The organism is uncultured Maribacter sp., from assembly GCF_947495965.1.
Taxonomy (GTDB): domain Bacteria; phylum Bacteroidota; class Bacteroidia; order Flavobacteriales; family Flavobacteriaceae; genus Maribacter_B.
In genome coordinates, this window is record NZ_CANMBB010000010.1 from 1 (window position 1) to 18715 (window position 18715).

Here is an 18715-nt window from a genome sequence, read left to right on the forward strand (position 1 = left end):
GTTAGCACCATCATATACATACAACTCATTGGTTGCTGTATCTAAATAAGTTACTCCTGGATTATTATTTGCTGGAGGCCCTGTTGGTGGCCCTAGATTACTTGTTGTAAGTTCATTAGTAGGATCTATATCTAAATCTAATGCATTGTTTGCTGCTAAATCTGCTATTGCTTCTTCTACTGTAGTCTCATTTACACTATCTCCATCTACATCTAAAGGGTTATTTAAATTTACCTCAGCAGCATTCTGATCTGCTAAATCTTCTAAATTTACAGAAACGGTATTTCCATTTTCTATATCTAAGGATAATAAATTTGTAGCAGAGTCAAAACTAAAATTTTGTAATTGCTGACTATCTGTAGAGGTTAACTCCCAAGTATTTCCATCCCAGAAATATATTGTACCCGTATCTGTATTTACATAAATATCCCCTAAATCTGCACCTGTAGGTGTACCAACACCTGGAGCTGTAACATCTGTACCACTTAACACTTCGCAATTACATTGATCCTCTAAAAGAACTGTTTGTTGCGAAAACGCAATTCCCGATATAAATAACAACATCGGTAATAGAAACTTTTTCATTTGTAGGTTTTTAGTTTTGGCCATTTTAGTACTATAATTTTTCTATATATTTTAAGTATATACCTGTAATCTTTCTTTTAAGAAACCATAACTTTTACACTATGATCTTACTACACTCTACAAAAATAACTTTACATCCTCCGTTGGAAAATAAATGTTGTGTAAGTGTACATTAGTATTGTATACCTCTTAAAAAGTGAGGTTTTAGTAAAATAAAACACTTAAAAAACTTTATTCCTTTTATCGATAACCTCAACAAAAACAAAAGTTTCAAGCGTTTAGTTTTTTATGCAAATCAGTTTTTCCTTACCCTATGCGTTATTCTTCTATTTGTAATTACTGTTGCAACTCTAAGGTTTAAAACTGCAGTAATAGAAGTATCCATTGTACAGACAAACATAGAATTAGAAACTAAAACTCTGTACTGATTCCCATTATCACTAGATGTTGGATTTGTTATAGATAAGGTATTGGTATTTACACCACTATGTATACCAGAATTAGGTAAATTATCCCAAGTTGTACCGTTAAATAATTGCCACTGAAATATATCTCCGTTTGTTGCAGCGACGGTCATAGTGCCACTACATCCTGGACAGATAGTTAAACTACTAGGTTCTGTGGTAATAACAGGAGCTGTACCTGCTTCTTTATAATCGAAAACTAAATTCGTATTAATATCAACTGGAGTAGTATATCCATCAGAATTACCAGTTACTAATCCATTTACAACATTATATCCAGTTCCCTCTAACTCCCCTATTTCTGTTCCGCTTTCCGTATAACCTGCTTCTTGCACATCATTACAGCCATCGCTATCCGAATCTACCTCTATAGCATCTATATTATTATCTCCATCAGAATCTGCTAATGAATAATTTACAGTCTCATTATTTGGTTCGCTTTGTACTGCATTTGGCACCCCATCTATACCTACCACTCCATTAACTACTCCGTTTGTATGGTCTTGGTTATGACCTGCTTCTACAGCATCATAGATACCATCATTATCACTATCTAAATCTATACTATCTGGAACGCCATCATTATCGGTATCTTTACAAGTAGTGATATCTTCTACCGTTACAAAATCTAATGCAGCTCCATCAGCAGTATAACTAGGAGTAGCTTCAAAAGAAATAGTTGTTTGCGCTGTTGTTGCCACAAAGGTTCTTTCATAATAAAACCACTTTTTTGGCCCCATTATTCCTGCAACAACGCCTTCTGCTTTTGTTAATAAGGTTTGATTGATAAGAGAATTACTTGAAGCATCTATAACATCTACATCTAATGTTACTTGAGCTCCAGTGGCATGACCTACATCTTCTCCCCAAAAGAAAGAAAACTTGTACGTATTCCCAACAGTAGTATTTATTACTTGGGATAAAATATTATTTATACCGCTGGTAACATTATTATTTCCCATAACGTCTAAGTACTGCGTACCATGGTATTCTTCTGCAAAAGTATTAGATGACCATGCAGGACTTTCTCCACCTACCCAACCATCAAGGTTTTGCGTATATGTCCAACCTGCTAAAGTATTGGCATTGTATGTTGCGCCTATAAAAGTTCCTGAAGCATCTGTAAATCCTCCCGGGAAAATAGCAGCATCTGTAAAATCTTGTTGCTCAAAGGATGGATTAATTATTAGGTTGCCGCAACCTTCATCTGTATCTAAAATTCCATCATTATCATCATCAAAATCTAGCGCATCTACAATAGTATCATTATCATTATCTGGTCTGTCATCTAAAGCATCTCTAAAATCTACATCGCCTCCTGTGCCTGCATCATTATCAGAATCTAGTAAAGTAAATGATGGGGTTATTGGATTATCTATGGTTCCTCCTGGATCATTATACCCTGTTACATCGGTATCTATTCCATCATCTAGACCATCATTATCTGTATCTTCTCCTGCTAAGGCTATCCCTGCTTCTGTAGTATCTCCATGACCTTCGTTATCACTATCTAAATCTAAGTAATCTGGTTCGTCTGCTCCATCTGTATTAGTTGGGGTTAATCCTCCTAAGTAAGCAGAATTAACTCCGTTATTGGTTGCATATGTTGCTGAAGAATCGTTATTGGGTGGCGTATATCCCAAAGTGGTTTGCGCTTCTACGTTATCTGGAATTCCATCGCCATCACTATCTAAATCTAAGTCATTAGTAATACCATCATTATCAGTATCTACTAAACAATTTTGAACAAGACTGGATAACCTTCCCGTCATAACAGTATTTCCGTTTTCAATTTGATCTAATATAAAATTATTGGTAACAGCATTCCATAAAAAAGGATTTACCGTTAATCCATTTACAAAAACCATAGGTTCTAATGGGCCATTCCATGTTTTAGATCCATATAACTCAACAGTTCTGTTCTTTTTAACTATAAGACGTATTAAGGGTGTGTCTGGATTTGTAGGGTTATTCCATGCAATTGACCATATATTAGACACTCCACCACCTCCGTAATATGTGCCATCTGCAAATTCAACAGTTCTAATTGGTCTGTGAAATTCTATTTCTCCTGTGGTTAACTGAACACCGTTGATATTAAAATTAAAACTGTTATCAATACTTGTAATATCTATAACAATACCATCTAAACCGTTATCCAATGAAAGAGAAACATCACTTCTATTAATTGAAAAATCAACTGACTCGGTTAAACACCCTTCATTAGTATCTAAAATTCCATCATTATCATTATCTAAATCTATATCATCTGGAACACCATCATTATCTGTATCCTCACATGTATTTACAGTACTATCCAGGTAATATATATTTGTTGCATTATAAGCAGCTGCTGTTACTTGGCCGTTGGAGTTTACGGTTGGAGTTCCAGAACCATAGGTTCCATTATCATCTGTATCCGCATTAGTTATAAGACTAAAGTATGCTTCATCTGCATCTGTACAACCATCACCATCACTGTCTAAGTCTAAATAATTAGGTGTACCATCTTTATCTGTATCTATTTGAGAAGTCCAAATAATAGCATTTACCAATAAATCTTCTCCTGCAGTATTAAACCCTGTAGTAAGTGGTATTATGGTTCGTCTTCCTGGTGCTATACCTGAGTCTAGTTCGTCACCAGGTTCCCATACCGCAAAATCTTTTTGTCCATTAGGGTGTCTTCCTAATTCTGTTCCTGAAACTACTCCGTTTACATAAAAATCAGCATCACCTACATCGTAATTACCATTAGATAATCCTGATGTAATTGGATGTGTATTATTTATAATATTTATAAAGTTTGTAGCTGTATTCCCTGTAGCACCTGTTGTTCCAATTATTTCATCATAAAGTGCATTTTCACTGGTAATAACTCCATTATTCGTGGTAGTTAAATTTGCCACATTAGCATAGGCTGTTCCACTGTTTACTCGTTCAAATAAGAAAGTTACTGCATAATCATTAGCATTTCCGCCCACATTATCATCTACTACAGTAACGTTATAGCCTAAGGCTATTAATTTATCAATTGTATTTTGTTCTTCTGTATTTGGAGAATTCTGAGTTACCCATAAAACAGTTCTTGGATTTTCTACTACATCTAAAATACCATCATTATCATCATCTACATCACATACATCATTAATTCCATCTCCATCGGTATCTGTACCTGTAGGGTCTCTACAGGGCTCTTCTATATATACCTTTGCAGTATCACTTTTCCCTAATGCCGGACATATAGATACCGTAGAATCTGTTATTGTATACTCAAAACTTGTACCTGTAAAAAAGGTTCCTGAACTATAGGTATAGGTAACCAAACCTAAATCTGCATCATCAATTACCACACTACCAATAGCAGGTTGTACAACACTATCAATAAAGAAATTTTCACCGTCGGGTTCTGTATCATTATCAAATAAATTAATTTGAATAGAAACGGTGTTTCCTTGGGGAACAACAACGATATCGTCTTCTGCATTTGGCGGATTTATATTTTCTACAATTTCTGCATCTGTTGTAGATAAATCGTAGTGATTTGTTCCGGGTATTGTACTTGGTTGTGCTATTATGGTGGATATTAATCTTGAGTACCCATTTGGATCTGAAGCATCATAAAAATTTGGATACCTTACTTCTATAATATAGGTTTCATTTTCTCCTAAAGGAAGCCCAAAATGAACTTCTTCTGGACTTTGTGTTCCATGCCCATAAACACCATTTACTTGTCGTAAACCACTAATGATATTACCTGCGCAGTCTCTAATTAAAACATTAGTACCAAGAGCCACCCTCTCTGGCAATCCTCCTGTAGAACCATTAGCGCCTCTATCCTCGGTTACATCAATCATTAAATGATTGTTTCTGTTTGCTGCTGGTAAGTCATTTATAAATAGTTGATTTGCACTACCATTAATATTCATGTAAATATCTAAATCGCCATCATCATCAATATCTATCATTGTAGTTCCTTCTCCATCTCTGGTATTAAAAGTTTCTGAGTCTAAACTAAAAGTCATTGCAGTACCACTACCAATTACTCCTGGTGCTGGTGTTGGACTATTTAATTGATTTATAAATAGGTAACTTCTATTATTAGCTCCATTACCAGGAGCATCACCCACGAATAAAATATCTATATCTCCATCATTATCTATATCTCCTCCAGTAACCGCATCTATACCATTAGATGAAGTACCGCTATCTAAATTACTTGGTTGTGGTAAACCTGGAAAAGTTGTAGCTCCTAAAGGAGTCCAAACACCTGGTCCATCATTTCTAAATATTTGCGTAAGTCCGTTTTCTGTCCATACAGCATCTAAATCGCCATCGTTATCTAAATCCCATAGCCCGTTAGCTCCTTTATTGTTATTTGCTGCTTGGGCTAAGTCTGAGCCACTAGTAAAAGTACCTCCTTGATTTAAGAAAAAATCATTTTCATTACGTTTACGCATAAAAATATCTACCCAACCGTCATCATTAACATCGGCTGCAGAACCATAGTCACCATCCGTTGCAAACTGATTCAATCCAAAATTTACAACGCCATTACCATTACCCGTAGTAATATGTGTAAAAAGTGCATTAGCTGCGGGATTAACAACCGTATGTGTAGTATGATTTATATAATTATTTCTTAGAAGTTCTATTCCGTAATTATGACTATCAAAAAAGATGTCTAAATCGCCATCTCCTTCAAAATCAAAAAAACCAGCTCCTTCACAATTTATAGCACCAATTGTTATTGTAGCATTATTATTTTCGCCAACCGTTATTGGAGTTGTGCCTCCTGCTCCATCTCCAAAGGTTCCATTTGCATTCTGTATAAATATCTGAATTGCCACTACTGATGTATTCGTACCTGAACTAGTCATCATAAAATCTGGCTTTCCATCTCCATTTAAATCACCCCATGCTGCTTGCCTTTCTGCTCTATCACCTGCTATCATTCCTGGCGCTAATGTAGTCTGTACATTGGTAAATGTACCATCTCCATTATTACGCATAAGGTAATTTCGCAGAGAGGTACTATTCTGAAGAACAAGAACATCTATATCCCCATCGCCATCAAAATCGGACCAAGCATGTCCTCCATCTTTATTTCCGCCTAAATTTAAACCGTAAGATGCTGCACTCTCTATGAAAGTGGTTTGGGCGTTAGTGTTTTTTATAAAACAAATAGATAGAATACATGTAAGTAGGTATATGTTCTTTCTAGAATTATATAATGTGCTTTTAAGCATGGTAAAGTATTCATTATAGATTTAGCGGGAACTATAACAAAAATAAATGCATACGCTTACTAACAACAATTAATGTTGTGTAGGCACTAATAAACATGGTATATATCTAAAATTTAGAGGTTAGATAAATTAAAAAAAAATCTACAAAAAATACATTTGTAATCCAAGTATTACAAAAATATTTTTATTCTTTTTTAACTCTATAAGTTATTCTTCTATTAGTAATAACAGAATAACTTTTTACTGTGCTAAAGGGAGAAAATTCAGAAGTAGAATTACTTAATGTTGCGGTTGCGGTTATTAAACTACCAATACCTACACTAGGAGGGACAGTCATTTGAAACTTAAATTCATTTGTATTATCTGTATTGCCATCATTATCCGTATAAAGTGATGTTCCATTGTCTAAATCTGCACTGCTACCCTCTATAAAACTACCTAAGTATATTTGCCCTTCTCCATAGTCTACCGATTGACCCAATTGGTTATCTCCTGCACTAGCAGTACCTTCACTTACATCTGTTACAAAAAATTCTATGGTAGTTCCAGGTGCAGACCACCCTGATATTATTATTTGAGATCCTGAAAGAAAAATATTAGACAGTAAAGGGAAGTTTATAAGTCCATTTGGCCCATTATCAACATCATTCAATTCATTTAACGTTACGCCATCTCCCACAAAATTTGATGCATCTAAATCGATTCCAAGTGCAGCTCCCGCTGTTCCGTTTGCGTAAAAAGAATTTTGTGTAATTAAATTTCCTGAAGTATTCCCTCCTGATAATACAATACCTGAACCTCCATTACTGAAAATTATGTTGTTAGAAACCAAAGAATTACTACCATCTAGTAATATCCCTGCATTCTCTACATTAGCCATACAAATTCCTCCGTTTTGTCCTGAAGTTGTTATGGTGTTTTCTATTATCGAAATACTTCCTGCACTTCCATCGCCATCTATTCCCAAACTAGCAGCACTATCAATAAGATTTTGCTCAATGACTATTCCCGAACCACTACTAATTGTAATATTATCATCACATACGCCATTACCATTAGAGGTTATATGGTTATTTTGAATGGTTACTGAGGTCCCTCCATTTATAAACACTCCCGCGTCTACATTAGTAGCTATATAATTCCCATTTACTATAGCAACGCCTCCTATAATTTCTATACCATAATCTATATTACCCGCATTATTTCCTATCGCATTAACTCCCAATAAAGATTCTAAAACACTAGTGTTTCCATTTTGAATTCGAATGCCCGCATTATTTCCTGCATATACTGATATATTACGTATAACGACATTAGTACCTTGTGTATTTAAAACATCGCCATTATTCTTATGCACTTGTATTTCTGGTCGATTAAAATCCGGAAGAGTTATCCCTGATCTACCTACTAAACTTCCCCCAGAACCTACAGTCCCCGAATTTGAATTTCCAGAATACGCTGTCTGTGTTCTTCCGTCTATAATCGTATTATCCCCAAGAATAGTAGTTAAAGGATTACCATCGGAGACTAAAATATTAAAATAGCCACTTGCATAACCTGTATCCGCGGTACGTCCCATACTATCACTAGTAGGTGGTATCATAAAAATAGAAGTATCCTCTCCTACAAGCGGGTCAAAAATACTATTGGCTTCAATATTTAAACCTGTTTCGTCTAAATTATTAGCATTAACTATAAATTGCTCTAAAGATCCTTGCCCATCTTCATTGGTATTGACAATAGTATTAAAGTTAAAGCCAAAATCCAATCCAATAACGCCTTCACTAGCAATAGAAACCGTTGAAACTGTTTGGGCATTTGTTAATATTCCTGCAGCCACATCTTCACCAGACGGATTAGCCCCTCCAACTTCATTAATAACACCACTAAAACCAACACCAGCAACATAATTTTCTCTATATGTTTGTACAGGTAAACAAGTGGTACAACTGACCCCGCCTATTCTACTAGAATTAACCGTATTATTTACCACTCTTACACTGTAACTCCCATTTTCCATACCACCCATAGAATATTCTCCGGTGGAATCGCTAAGCGTAAACTCTTGAAATACACCAGCGTTATCATACAATTCTACTCTGGCATTATTTACTCCTATTCCATTTGCAATGGTCATATCTCTACCTGAACCACCTCCATAATTAATATCTTCAAATATATTTCCTACAATTAAATTACTAGGAACCTTAACTAAAACCATGTTGGCTATAACAAAATCTTGTCCGGTATGAACATCTACCGTAATTTGTGAATCTGCAGCTGAGATATAGGATGAAATATCAAATGTATCTAAATCTAAGCCGTAGGAATCATTATAATTAATTATACCCGATGGTGTGTTATTAAAAATTGTTGAATTGTAAGCATTATTACCTGTTTGTCCGCCATCGCCAGAGAGTATTGTCGTTGTTCCACCTTGATCCGTAACGGTTAGTGCTTCTCCATTTGGATTTGTTGTACCAGAGCTACTACCATCTAAAGTACTGTCTCCTTCCCAAGATAGAACTGTTGTTTTTGCATCTGTAGATCCAATAGCATAAAACCCGTCTAAAGTATAAGATTGCGATGTATTACTTTCTCCTTTAAAACCATGATACATATTTATAGACACAGCTGGCAAAGTATCTTCTTCATAAAAAACTAACAAAGACCATCCTCCTAATACAGTTCCTGTACTACAATAATTTGCAAAAACATTTGTATTATCAACATCTAAATCCGTAAAATCGTATACATTAGTCGTTGGGTCTACTATTCCTTCAATTATTGATGTAACATCACTCATCATTCCATAAAAAAGTCTCCCACCACTCATTGAAGCTCCATAAACAAAGTCGGCATTCACTGCCTGACCTTCAAAAGTTACTTCCGTATCTGGTACTTGATTAGAATGTGACCATAATAAAAATGCTTTAGTTATTACACCTGTAGGTGGAATAACGCTTGTTAAACCATTAACGGTTGAAGTTGTTTTTATAGAGCAATATGTAGGATTATTTGCATCTCTAAGAGAACCTCCTGTTACAGAATAATCATAATACCCATTAAACTCATTAAATAGTGTAAGAGGAACTTCTGTTAAAACTACTTCATTATCATTAATTGTTCCTGTTGCCGTATCTGTTATATCAACAGAACTATCGGTTACCGATGTAAAACTTATGGTATAGGTTTCTGATGACTCATAGAAACTATCATCGGTAATTAAAACTGTTATTTGATCGGTATCACCTGCAGTACCATTAAAATTTAATGTTCCCGTATATAAGCCTGAGCCTGTGGTATAATCTATTCCTTCTGTTGCTGTTCCTGCAGTTATCAAATAATCAACAGTAAAAGCTCCAGGTCGTGATCCACCTGCATGATTAACCGTAAATGTTGCTGTCCCAGCATCTTCTTGAACAGAAATATTTGACACTTGAATTACAGCAGCCGCATCATCATTAATAATAGTTCCTGTTGCTGTATCTGTTATGTCAACCGAGGTGTCTGTTACAGAAGTAAATTGAATCGTATAGGTCTCATTTGGTTCTACATCAAAATCATCTGTAATATTAACTGTTATTTGATCAGTATCACCTGCTGTACCATTAAAATTTAAAGTACCTGTGTACAAACCTGAACTTGTTGTATAATCTGTACCTTGAGTTGCAGACCCAGCTACTATTGAATAATTAGCAGAAAAACTCCCTGAGGTATCCAAACCGTTATGAGTTGCCGTAAAAATTGCTGTACCAGCATCTTCATCCACTAGAACATCGTTTACAAGTAATTCTGGCTGAGAGATACCACCATAATATTCTACTTGTGTTGACCGTCCATTATGAGGATTACAGTTAAACCTAGTTACAATTACTCTTACTTGACCTGTAAATGTTGCCATAAAAGTAGTTTCTGAGCTAGTACCACAAAAATCATCATTATATGAAATGAAAGCAGCTGTAGATTCATTATAAACAGAAATTTGAGTATCCCAAGATGCTAGTCCACATGTACTAAGAGTATAATCCCCTCCATTAACAACATTCATTAAAAAATATTGTCCTGCTTTTATACTAGGAGTAAACTGAGATGCTGCTGTAGGGTTTACTGGAGTTATACCTGAATCATTCCACCCATAACCACACTGTCCGTTTACCTCACTAGCATAACAAATACACAATAATAAAATAATATAAATACTTTTACTAACTGTTTTCATCATTCTTCAAATTACGCAATGAAAAACCTATTTGGATAGATTTTTAGATTTAATCTCATATCAAATGTATATGAAAGCTAATATCTAATCTAAAAAATGTTGTGAAAACGCCCTATTACTACATGAATTGCGTTAACGATGGAGGTCAAAGAAATACTTTTTGCCTCATGAATAACTACAATATGCATCTTACATATTAAAACTAATACTAAAAAACTAGTCTTTTTAGACAACCTTTTTGGAAATCTATTTAAAATATTAAATTTACACTATTTTAAAATAATAAACTCCGACCTACGATTAAGCTCATGGTCCTTTCCTTTGCAACGAATACCATTAGCACAATTGTTTATAAGTTTGGTTTCACCGTATCCTTCTCCTTCTAGTCTATCTTTAGATATTCCTTTAGATATCATGTAATCTACAGTTGCCTGTGCTCTCTTTTTTGATAACCATAGGTTATAAGAATCTTTACCTCTACTATCTGTATGCGAGTTAACTTTTATTTTAAGGCTAGGATATTTCTCCATTGCGGCAATTACTTTTTGCACTTCAATTTCTGAGTCTTTACGAATGTCATATTTATCAAAGTTAAAATATATAGTACTTAGCTGCAATAATTTAGCTAAATCATCTCCATATCCTCCAGAAACCTTATCTCTTTCTAAATAAAAATCAATAATTTTAGCTTTACCATCAGATTTCCCTAAATATTCCTCTGCAGGCACATAACCTTCCATTATTGCTCTAACAAAATTACCTTGATTGCAATCTAAGTCTATAGAATATGTACCGTTAGAATCTGTTATAGCAGAAGATATTTCTGTATTATTTTCGTCAATGATTTTTATAGCTGCACCTGCCAGTACCTCGTTAGAAATTTTATCTCTTACTGTTCCAGTTACTGCCTGATGGCAATCCAAAAGTAAAGGTTCATTCTCTATAAAACTATATATATCATCTGCTCCTTTCCCTTCTTCTCTATTAGATGCAAAATAACCTTCTTTTGTATCCGAATTAAAAATAAAAGTAAAATCATCCATTTTACTATTAACAGGTTCCCCTACATTAACCACAGAACCATTTAGTTTTCCGTCCGAAACATTAGTTGCAAAAACATCTAATCCTCCTAGTCCTGGGTGCCCGTCTGATGACATGTATAAAACATCCTCAGTAGTTATAAAAGGAAATGTTTCTCTAGCCTCTGTATTTATATTACTCCCTAAATTTTCAGGGCTACCAAGAGTTCCATCTTCATTTATACGAACTCTATATATATCTGATGCACCAAATGTTCCTGGCATATCTGATGCAAAATACAAAGTACTTTCATCATTACTCAAAGCTGGGTGGGCTACAGAATAAGAATCACTATTAATAGGCAACTCTTCTATATTAGACCAAACACTGGTACTATCTATATATGTTGCTTTAAATATTTTAAGTCGAATAACTCCTTTATCGTCTTTTATATATTTACCATTTTTAAAATTATTTCTTGTGAAATAAAGTGTACTTCCGTCTTTAGTAATTGCAGATGTAGATTCATGTAAACGCGTATTTACTTCTTTCCCTAATTTAACAACAGAAGAATCATTTGTATCATACAAATCTAGAAAATCCTTAGAGTTCCATGTATGCCTATACCTTGCTAAATTTCCTGTATCTCTATCCGAAGAAAATATTAACCCCTCTTTATAAAAAGATGGAGCAAATTCTGTATATGAAGTATTGTATTCAAAAGGTTTTATAGTATACCTACCAGAGTTCTTTTTAATTTCTTTTAAATAATTTTTTTCTTCCTTAAAACCATTTGCTCTAGCATCATTATCTGTTATTTCCGAGAATTTATCCATTACTGCATTAGACCCCTCATAATCTCCTAATGATTTTAAAGTTTGTGCATATCTAAAAAAATATTCTGGACCAACATCTTTACCGTAATCGTCTATTAATCTCTTATATATATCTGAAGCTTGTTTATAATTTGCATTAAAATAGTATGAGTTTCCCAAATTTTTTAGCAAATCTGCAGAAACATATCCTTTATCTAATACTTTTTTATAAATATCTATAGCTGGGCTAAACGAATATTCTTCATATTCACTATCTGCTTTTATAACTCTTTTTTCTTGCGAAATAGAATTTACTGCAATTAGAGATGAAAAGACAAAAATGAGTATTTGTATACTTTTTTTCATTTTTTATATTTTAAAAGAATCTAGGTGAAACTAATCTTCTAAATGATTTAACTAACTCATAACGTAAAAACACCTCAAAAGAACCATCATTAAATTGTGTTCCTCCTAAATCTGTTGTTTCTCTGTCGTAAGCAAGACCTAACATAAATTGATCTGATAATTGAAACCCTACCATACCACTTACTGCTGCATCCCATCTATATGCTGCTCCAAAAGTAAAACGATCGTTATACATAAAATTCGCAGAAAAATCTACTTGCAACGGAGCTCCACCCACAACTTTGGTCAACAATGCTGGTTTAAATTTAAAATCTCCATTTAAATCAAAAACATAGCCCGTAATAAAATAAAAATTTATTCTTTCTTTAGATACAAACTGCACTGAATTTGCTTCCGTTTGAGAATTATCAAAATGCTCTGTCTGTAATAAATTAGGAGCAGATAAACCTGCGTAAAACCTATCGGTATGATAATATATTCCTAATCCAAAGTTTGGAGAAAATCTATTTTCTATATTATCTGTTCGTACTACATCATCATCAAAATTACGTAGACCATTAAAATCTAAATTAAGCATATTACCTCCTGCTTTTAAACCAAAAGATAATTTTCCCTCCAAGGATACGTCTATTGTATAGGATAAAACAGCATCAAAATAAGTTTCCTGTACTACGCCATCTCCAATTTCATCATTAACAATAGAAAAACCATATCCTAATTTACTATTTCTTATAGGTGAGTGCACATTAAGAGTTTGCGACTTTGGTGCGCCATCTAAACCTACCCATTGTGCTCTATACAGAGCAGCAACACTTAATTGCCCCCTTGAGCCCGCATATGCAGGATTAACACTCATCGTATTAAACATATATTGCGTATACTGAGCATCTTGTTGTGCCTGAACATTTTCTAAGAAAATAAAACCTAAAAGTATTAATGCTAAAAATCTTTTTTTAATAATCATGTGTTTTATAATTGATTACTTACATAAATATAACCACTATTGGTTACATGTTTAAGACTATCGTTTTGGTTATCATATTCAAATATATAAAAATATACTCCAGCTGGTAAGTATTCTCCTCCACTTACAGTTGACCTACCTTTTGATCTTCCGTCAAAAACATTATTTTGATTATTATATTCTTCTCCTTCATAAACCGCTACTCCCCAACGGTTAAATATTTTTAAAGAATTATTAACTGCATTCTCTACACCACGTATAAACAGAAAATCGTTTTTACCATCAGAGTTTGGTGATACTATTTGATTAATTTCTATTTCAACGATTTTAGGAGAATCATCAACTGGATCTAAATAATCTGTAATACCATCGCCATCGGTGTCATCATTCGTTGGGTCGCCATCACCATCTGCATCTTCATCTGGTGTATTGATTCCATCCCCATCATCATCTAAATCTCTATAATTTACATCTTCTGTACCATCAGTATCTGGTAAATCATTTGCTGGATCATTAATCTCATCATTTACATCAAAACCATCATTAACATCACTGCCTTCATAACCATCATCTAAACCATCGCCATCGGTATCTATCCCTGTATAGGTGTGGTCTGGAGCCCCATCAAAATTAAAGTCATTACCCTCGTTATTATCTGGAACACTATCATTATCACTATCTAAATCTAAGTAATCCTCATTATCTTCTCCGTCTGTATTTACAGGAGTCAGTCCTTTTGGATAAGCAGTATTTAATCCATTGTTATTTTCATATGTTGTTGCATCATCTTCATTTGGTGCTATATAACCGTCCGTAGTTTGTGCTTCTACATTATCTGGAATACCGTCATTATCTGCATCTATATCTAAATAGTTTGGAATACCGTCTTCATCTGTATCTAATGGATTAGTTAACGGATTATCATCTCCATCTAAATTTGGATCCTCATCCATATCTAAGATACCATCATTATCATCATCTAAATCTACATAATCTGGAACGCCATCACCATCCGTGTCTGGACGATCATCTGTTGGGTCTAAATAATCTGGTGTGCCATCTCCATCCGTATCATCATTAGTAGGATTACCATCGCCATCTAAATCTTCATCTGGTGTATCTATTCCATCTCCGTCGTCATCTAAATCTCTATAATTTACATCTTCTGTACCATCAGTATCTGGTAAATCATTTGCTGGATCATTAATTTCATCATTTACATCAAAACCATCATTTACATCACTTCCTTCATAACCATCATCTAATCCATCCCCATCGGTATCTACTCCTGTATAAGTCTGGTCTGGAATTCCATCAAAATTAAAGTCATTCCCTTCATTATTATCTGGAACACTATCATTATCACTATCAAGGTCTATATAATCTGGCGTGTCTTCACCATCTGTATTAACTGGTGTTAAACCATTTGGATACGCACTGTTTAATCCTTCATTAGTTGTATAAGTAGCTGCATCATCTTCATTTGGTGCTATATAACCGTCCGTAGTTTGTGCTTCTACATTATCTGGAATACCGTCATTATCTGCATCTATATCTAAATAGTTTGGAATACCGTCTTCATCTGTATCTAATGGATCTGTTGATGGATCATTATCTCCATCTAAATTTGGATCCTCATCTATATCTAAGATACCATCATTATCATCATCTAAATCTGCTACATCTGGAACACCATCTCCATCCGTATCCAGACGATTATCTGTTGCGTCCAAATAATCTGGAGTACCATCGCCATCGGTATCATCATTAGTAGGATCACCATTACCATCTGCATCTTCACCTGGTGTGTCTATTCCATCTCCATCATCATCTAAATCTCTATAATTTACATCTTCTGTACCATCAGTATCTGGTAAATCATTTGCTGGATCATTAATTTCATCATTTACATCAAAACCATCATTTACATCACTTCCTTCATAACCATCATCTAATCCATCGCCATCGGTATCTACTCCTGTATAAGTCTGGTCCGGAATTCCATCAAAGTTAAAATCGTTTCCTTCATTGTTATCTGGAACACTATCATTATCACTATCAAGGTCTATATAATCTGGTGTATCTTCTTCGTCTGTATTAACTGGTGTTAAACCATTTGGATACGCACTGTTTAATCCTTCATTAGTTGTATAAGTAGCTGCATCATCTTCATTTGGTGCTATATAACCGTCCGTAGTTTGTGCTTCTACATTATCTGGAATACCGTCATTATCTGCATCTATATCTAAATAGTTTGGAATACCGTCTTCATCTGTATCTAATGGATCTGTTGATGGATCATTATCTCCATCTAAATTTGGATCCTCATCCATATCTAAGATACCATCATTATCATCATCTAAATCTGCTACATCTGGAACACCATCTCCATCCGTATCTATACATACTATTGGAGCTACTCTAATACTAATTCCATGAGTATTTAGCGGGTTAGTATCTGTAGAATAAAATTCTACTTCATTAATATCTGTATTAGAAATCCAATCAAAACCTCCTGGATTTTTAATCGTTATTCCTCCTGAATTTTCAACATAATAATTATTTCCTTCATTATTTGCCTCAAAACCACCTACTAAATTACTAATGAATGAATAAGATGTATTTCCAGAATCCAATATACCATCTCTGGTTGATGGATATATAACATCGGAGTGGTGTAATATACCTACTACAGCCACTGTTCCTGAAAATTTAAATTTAGTGGTTTGAGTATTGTATAAAATAAACTCATTATCAGATGTAGTACTAGCTCCAATAACACTAACTATTACACTTCCTGCTGGTAAATTCCATTTATAACTTATATCAACATCTAAACTTTCTAAATCTCCGTCAACATAAGATGTAGGGTAATTAAAATCTTCCGGAAGAATGTAAACAAAATTATCAGGTAAACACTCTATATCATTTGCAAAATTTACAAATGGAAGAAACATTAATAATGTACAGATTATTCTTTTTTTAAAAAAAAGATTATTCTTAAATAAGCTCGTAAAAAGTTCCATAAGTGGTAGTAATTTTAGTTTTACTTATCACCATGGCTAGTAAGAAAATTTATAAATAGTAAGATGCTGGGAGCATTGTATATTATAACGCAAGATAAATGTAAAAATCTTTTCATCAAATTCTTTTCTCTCCATAAATTGTGTAAATTCTTTAAAAAACTAATATCCTCGTTAAAAGGTTACTCATTCTCAGTACAGAAACAGTTTGTCGATAAAATTGGATTTTTTTTAAATTTTGCAACAATGCATTTCATCGACAAAAAGTGCGTTTTGTCGATGATTGATTTAAAAAAATTAGATGATATTACTTTCTTATATTAAGAACAACTCCGTAAAATAGTTTTATATTTTACCTTACTTTTGCACCAAATTTATACCATGGATTTTAAGACCGAAATACAACGAAGGAGAACATTTGGGATAATATCTCACCCAGATGCAGGAAAAACCACTTTAACAGAAAAGTTATTATTATTTGGAGGCGCTATACAAGAAGCCGGAGCTGTAAAAAATAATAAAATAAAAAAAACTGCCACCAGTGATTTTATGGAAATTGAAAGACAAAGAGGTATTTCTGTTGCAACTTCTGTCTTAGCTTTTATATACAATGACAAAAAGATTAATATTTTAGATACTCCTGGTCACAAGGATTTTGCAGAGGACACGTTTAGAACACTAACCGCTGTTGATAGTGTTATTGTTGTTATTGATGTTGCAAAAGGTGTTGAAGAGCAAACTGTAAAATTAGTAGAAGTTTGTAGAATGCGTAACATACCAATGCTAGTTTTTATTAATAAATTAGACAGAGAGGGTAAAGATGCTTTTGATTTATTAGATGATTTAGAACAAAAACTCGGCTTAAAAGTAACTCCTCTAAGTTTTCCTATAGGTATGGGGTACGACTTTAAAGGTATTTATAATATATATGAAAAAAATGTAAACCTATTTAGTGGTGATAGTAAAAAAAACATAGAAGACACTATTGCTATTGATGATTTACAAAGCCCCGAACTAACAAAACTAATTGGAGAAAAAGCTGCAAACACATTACGAGATGATCTAGAATTAGTAAGTGGCGTTTACCCAGAATTTAACAAAGAAGCTTATTTAAAAGCAGAACAACAACCTGTTTTTTTTGGGTCTGCACTAAATAACTTTGGGGTGCGCGAACTATTAGATTGTTTTATAAATATTGCCCCACCTCCTAGACCAAAATTAGCGGAAGAAAGATTAGTAAATGCTAATGAAAAAGAGCTTTCTGGTTTTGTATTTAAAATACATGCCAATATGGATCCAAAGCATAGAGACAGATTAGCATTTGTAAAAATAGTTTCTGGAACTTTTGAAAGAAACAAACCATATTTACATGTACGTCAAGGTAAAAAATTAAAGTTTTCAAGTCCTAATGCCTTTTTTGCGGAAAAAAAAGAAATTGTTGACATCTCTTATCCTGGAGATATTGTAGGGCTTCATGATACTGGAAACTTTAAAATTGGTGACACTCTTACTGAAGGAGAACAATTAAACTATAAAGGTATTCCTAGTTTCTCTCCAGAACATTTTAGGTATATAAATAACGCTGACCCTTTAAAATCTAAACAACTTTACAAGGGAATTGACCAATTAATGGATGAAGGTGTAGCACAGCTTTTTACTTTAGAATTAAATGGCAGAAAAGTAATTGGTACAGTTGGAGCTTTACAATTTGAAGTGATTCAGTATCGTTTAGAGCATGAATATGGTGCAAAATGCAGCTATGAAAACTTCCCAGTACATAAAGCCTGTTGGGTAGACCAATCTAACAACAAAACAGATGAATTTAAAGAGTTTATCCGCGTTAAACAGAAGTTTTTAGCAAAAGATAAAAAAGGGCAACTAGTTTTCTTAGCTGATTCAAATTTCTCTCTACAAATGACACAGCAGAAATATCCTAATGTAAAATTACATTTTACTTCTGAGTTTGATTAGCAGGATTTTCTAAAATAAAAAAAGCGATGAAATTAAATT

General features: G+C 33.8%; 7 protein-coding genes. 1 reads left to right on the forward strand and 6 read right to left on the reverse strand.

Annotation, left to right across the window (positions count from 1 at the left end):
* The 6 genes from Q0820_RS15355 to Q0820_RS15380 form a co-directional block, all read right to left on the reverse strand.
* The coding region (locus Q0820_RS15355; RefSeq protein WP_298488921.1) for a hypothetical protein at positions 1–585 on the reverse strand (585 nt) is incomplete at its 3' end.
* A gap of 295 nt (positions 586–880) precedes the next feature.
* Entirely contained in the window at positions 881–6295 is a 5415-nt protein-coding gene (locus Q0820_RS15360) for an FG-GAP-like repeat-containing protein (RefSeq protein ID WP_298488923.1), read from the reverse strand.
* A gap of 184 nt (positions 6296–6479) precedes the next feature.
* Entirely contained in the window at positions 6480–10520 is a 4041-nt protein-coding gene (locus Q0820_RS15365; protein ID WP_298488925.1) for a Calx-beta domain-containing protein, read from the reverse strand.
* A 266-nt stretch (positions 10521–10786) separates the two neighbouring features.
* Positions 10787–12718 (reverse strand): OmpA family protein, encoded by a 1932-nt coding sequence (locus Q0820_RS15370; protein ID WP_298488927.1) that lies wholly within the window; start codon positions 12716–12718, stop codon positions 10787–10789.
* A 10-nt stretch (positions 12719–12728) separates the two neighbouring features.
* Positions 12729–13682: a type IX secretion system membrane protein PorP/SprF gene (locus tag Q0820_RS15375; protein ID WP_298488929.1), complete on the reverse strand. Its 954-nt coding sequence runs from the start codon at positions 13680–13682 to the stop codon at positions 12729–12731.
* Between the two features lie 5 nt (positions 13683–13687).
* Entirely contained in the window at positions 13688–16708 is a 3021-nt protein-coding gene (locus tag Q0820_RS15380; RefSeq protein WP_298488931.1) for a gliding motility-associated C-terminal domain-containing protein, read from the reverse strand.
* A gap of 378 nt (positions 16709–17086) precedes the next feature.
* Here Q0820_RS15380 and Q0820_RS15385 point away from each other — a divergent pair, with 378 nt between their 5' ends.
* Positions 17087–18676 (forward strand): peptide chain release factor 3, encoded by a 1590-nt coding sequence (locus Q0820_RS15385; protein WP_298488933.1) that lies wholly within the window; start codon positions 17087–17089, stop codon positions 18674–18676.
* Positions 18677–18715: the final 39 nt, after the last annotated feature.

Excerpts from the sequence above, each read along its gene's own strand:
- Q0820_RS15360 (WP_298488923.1), bottom strand. The coding sequence starts at position 6,295 with ATGCTTAAAAGCACATTATATAATTCTAGAAAGAACATATACCTACTT.
- Q0820_RS15365 (WP_298488925.1), bottom strand. The coding sequence starts at position 10,520 with ATGATGAAAACAGTTAGTAAAAGTATTTATATTATTTTATTATTGTGT.
- Q0820_RS15370 (WP_298488927.1), bottom strand. The coding sequence starts at position 12,718 with ATGAAAAAAAGTATACAAATACTCATTTTTGTCTTTTCATCTCTAATT.
- Q0820_RS15375 (WP_298488929.1), bottom strand. The coding sequence starts at position 13,682 with ATGATTATTAAAAAAAGATTTTTAGCATTAATACTTTTAGGTTTTATT.
- Q0820_RS15380 (WP_298488931.1), bottom strand. The coding sequence starts at position 16,708 with ATGGAACTTTTTACGAGCTTATTTAAGAATAATCTTTTTTTTAAAAAA.
- Q0820_RS15385 (WP_298488933.1), top strand. The coding sequence starts at position 17,087 with ATGGATTTTAAGACCGAAATACAACGAAGGAGAACATTTGGGATAATA.